The organism is Kitasatospora sp. NPDC036934 (assembly GCF_055608425.1).
Genome location: NZ_JBVJQR010000070.1, coordinates 1 through 3,965, shown reverse-complemented (window position 1 = coordinate 3,965; position 3,965 = coordinate 1). Strand labels below are relative to the sequence as shown.

The 3,965-nt window shown below is 70.8% G+C and carries 1 protein-coding gene and 2 pseudogenes; all 3 read right to left on the bottom strand.

What is annotated here, in order from left to right:
• A pseudogene (locus tag ACZ7BZ_RS38235) lies at window positions 1-92 on the bottom strand (roadblock/LC7 domain-containing protein); the annotation flags it as partial.
• 10 nt (window positions 93-102) lie between these two features.
• The gene (locus tag ACZ7BZ_RS38230) at window positions 103-3,465 is read right to left on the bottom strand and encodes a nitrate- and nitrite sensing domain-containing protein (protein WP_470362405.1); all 3,363 of its coding nucleotides are present in this window, start codon (window positions 3,463-3,465) and stop codon (window positions 103-105) included.
• Between the two features lie 424 nt (window positions 3,466-3,889).
• A pseudogene (locus ACZ7BZ_RS38225) lies at window positions 3,890-3,965 on the bottom strand (ATP-binding protein); the annotation flags it as partial.

Here is a 3,965-nt window from a genome sequence, read left to right as displayed (position 1 = left end):
TCCGCGGAGACCACCACGGTGTGGGACACCCCGGGGGTGTTGTCCACGAAATTGGTGATCAGCCAGTTCAGGTTCTGTGCGGCCTGGCTCATCTGAGTCAACTCAACGCTCCTGGTGGTTCGAGCCGCCGAAGAGATCGGTGCTCCGGTTCTGTCCGTTGCCGGACTGGTCTACCTGATCGGGGTCGATCCGGAAGCTTCCGGTGTTGCCGGCGCTGCGGCCCTGTTCCACACCGCGGCGCAGGTTGGTGAGGCGGCCACGGACCTCCTCGGGGCTGCGGGAGACCTGCGGCCCGTCCTGCGGAGTGGGCTTGGCGTTGCCGGGCACCAGGTTCTGCTTGGGCACCCGCCGGGGCAGTCCGGCCCCGGTGGTGCCGGCGGACGAGGGCTCGCGCAGCTGCTCGGCGCGCTGCCAGTCACCGTCGTTCGGCGACTGCCAGGGGGAGGCGGTCGGGCCGGTCGGGCCGTATCCGCCCAGGGCGGACACGTCGTGGCCGCGGGTCTCGACGGGCGCCGAGGTGTCCTTGGCGCCGGCGAACCAGTTCGGGCTCTCGCCGGTCGGGCTGCTGCTGACGGCCGGGGCACCGCCCAGGTTGCCGCCCGCCAGCTGCTGGCCGGGGCGGCGCTGGGGCAGCCCGGACGGCAGGGTGGGGGTGGGCTCGGCGGCGGGCAGGGCGGGCGGCTCCGGGGCGTACGGGTGGCCGGCCGGGGCCTCCTCGGCCTGGTGGCCGTACTGGCCGGCGTACTCGTCCTGCTGGTAGCCGTCCTGCTGGTAGCCGTACTGCTCGTCGTTGCCGTAGCGGTCGTCGGCGTAGGCGGTCTGGTCGTAACCCTGCTGCGGGTACTGGCCGTAGCCGTCCTGGGCGTACTCGCCCTGCTGGTAGCCGTACTGCTCGTCGTTGCCGTAGCGGTCGTCGGCGTAGGCGCCCTGCTGGTAGCCCTGCTGCTGCGGGGCGTACTGGTCGTAGCCCTGCTGGTAGTCCTCCTCGACCTCGGCGTCCACCACCGGCGACTCCGGGGCGCTCTCCAGGGCCGCGCGGCGGACCTGGTCGAGGCGCTGGGAGCGCTGGACGGCCTCCAGGGCCGGGCTGAAGCCGGAGGAGCCGGCGTTGCCGATGCCGGTGAGGTGGTCGTCGAAGCCCAGCTCGGCCGCGCTGCGGTTGTCCGGCGCCCACTCGGCGGCCGGCTCCTGCTCGGCGAAGATCCGGGAGACGGTGAACTGCTCCTCGTCCGGCTCCGGCACGGCCGCGGAGCGGGTGACGAACGGCGGGAGCATGACCAGCGAGGTGGTGCCGGCCGACTCGCCGGACGGGCGGAGCTGGACGCGGATGTCGTGCCGCTGGGAGAGCCGGCCGACCACGAAGAGGCCCATGCGGCGGGAGATGGTGGCGTCGACCGTGGGCGGCTCGGCCAGCTTCTCGTTGATCTCGGCGAAGTCGTCGGCGGTGAGGCCGATGCCCTTGTCGTGGATCTCGACCAGGACGCGGCCGTCCGGCAGGCGGGTCGCGTTGACCAGCACCCGGGTCTGCGGGCTGGAGAACGAGGTGGCGTTCTCCAGCAGCTCGGCGAGCAGGTGGACGAGGTCGGTCACGGCGGCGCCGACGACCTCGACCTCCGGGATGCCGGACAGCTCGACGCGCTCGTACTGCTCCACCTCGGAGGCGGCGGCGCGCAGCACGTCGACCAGCGGGACCGGGGTGTTCCAGCGGCGGCCGGCCTCCTCGCCCGCGAGGACGAGCAGGTTCTCACCGTTGCGGCGCATACGGGTGGCCAGGTGGTCCAGCTTGAAGAGGTTCTCCAGCTGGTCCGGGTCGGCCTCGTTGTTCTCCAGGTCGGTGATCAGCGCCAGCTGGCGCTGGATCAGGCCCTGGCTGCGGCGCGACAGGTTGGTGAAGATCGCGTTGACGTTGCCTCGCAGCAGCGCCTGCTCGGCGGCGAGCGCCACGGCCTGCTGGTGGACCTGGTCGAAGGCCCGGGCGACTTCGCCGATCTCGTCCTTGCCGTGCAGCGGGATCGCGCTGACCGAGGTGTCGACCCGGTCGGGGTCGGTCTTGGAGAGCTTCTCGACCAGGTCCGGCAGGCGGTGGTCGGCGATCTCCAGGGCGGCGCTGCGCAGGGTGCGCATGCCGAGGATCATCGAGCGGGCGACGTAGCCGGTGAGCAGGCCCGCCAGGATCAGTGCGGCGACGACGATGACCGTGTTGAGGATGGCGTCGTAGAGCGCGTTGTCCTTGAGGTCGCGGGACTGGGTGAGGACGTCGTCCAGCAGCGCGAGTTCGGTGTTCCGCAGGGCCTGGATGTGCGTTCCGGCGGCCTGGTTCCAGTTGTCCGGGGTCAGACCGGAGTTCTTGGCCTCGGCGTACGCGGCGTCGGCCGCGGCCTTGCCCTTCTGCTGGCCGGCGGCGGCGGCCTCGGCGTAGTTGCCGGCCAGGGACAGCAGGCCCTGCATGGTGGGCGCGCTGCCGTTCGGCATCTTGTAGGCCGAGCGGTCCTGGGCGGTGGCCAGCGCGACCTGGGCGTCGCCGTACTTCTTGGCGTCGACGGGGTCGGCACCGGTGTTGAACTCGGAGAGGGAGACCTGCTCCAGCTTCTCGGCGACCAGGATCTGCTGGGTCATGTCCTGGTTCTCGTAGCGCGTGGTCACGCCCTGCGAGATGCCGACCAGCAGGCTCAGCATGAGCGAGCGCTGGGTCGAGGCGGAGGCCTTGGCCAGCGACATCGCGTAGATCGCGCGGCCCTTGCTGGTGGCGTTGGCGGAGCCGTTGCCGACCGAGTTGTCGTAGGCCAGCAGCGGCGCGAACATCGCCGAGTAGGCGTTCGCGGTGGCGCTGGCGAACAGCTCCTTGCCGTACGCGACCTGGCGCAGGTGCGGCAGGTCGCCCACCAGGCTCTGGAAGGCCTCGTGGCGGCGCGGCAGCTCGCCGGACTTGTCGGACGCGTCGTACGCGGCGTTGTAGGCCTTCATCGCCGCGTCGGTGTCGGCGCGACGCTTGGTGACCTCGTTGTTGGGGTCCTGCCCGGTGATCAGCGGTATCAGGGTCTTGTCGCGCTCGTTCTCGAGCGCCTCGGCGAGTTCGGTCGCCGCCTTGGCGAGCTCGGCGGTCTTCTCGGCGCGGGAGGCCTTGATGTAGCCGTCGACCGAGGTGTTCACTCGCAGACCGCCGAAGACGAGACTGATGATCACGGGGATCAGCAGGATCGCGATCAGTCGGGTCGGTACGCGCCAGTTGCGCGGGCGGAGGAAGTCGTACCGGCTGGCGCCGCCGTCACCCGGTGAGCCCGCCGAACCGGAGCCGGGCCGCGGTTCCTTGCCCGCCGTCTGGGGCTTGGGGGCCGGGGTGGCCTGGGCGCGCTCCTCGGTGGGAGTGAACGCGGAGAATCCGGCCTGTTCCGCGGCGCTGCCGTTCGGCGCGCTCTGGCGGGGCTCGGAGCGCCGCTGCGGGGCGGGTTGCTGCTTACGCCTCACTCGACAACTACCTCTCGGCCGACTAGCCGGCCATGGATCAATCCAGCGCTACCCCCGGGGCCCTGGCCCGGCACCGGACGGCCGACGCGGGATGTTCAGGGGTAGCTGGAATTTCAGCACGTGCAGGGATGGGGGACAAACAGCCGCCGCATGGCACCCGTGCCGGAACAATACGGACAATCAACGACATGCCGGAGCAAATCCGTGGTGATCTGGCGCTGAGTGACGCTGATTCGCCACGCTGCGTCATTGTTGATCACAAAATGCCTACCGAACTGTTATCCGCTGCTTATACACGGGTCTTGCGCGCGGCCCCGGGAGGACACCGGCCGGTAAAGCACCGCCGCCCCGGCGACCCGTCAGTGTGACGGTTCACCGGGGCCGATCGGTTCCCGTGCTCGCTTCCGGGCCGTGGCTGTGGTGGTCAGCGGAGTCGGGCGAGGAGGGCGTGTTCGACGAGGGTGATGAGGGCGCTCTTGGCGCTGTCCCGGCGGCGGGCG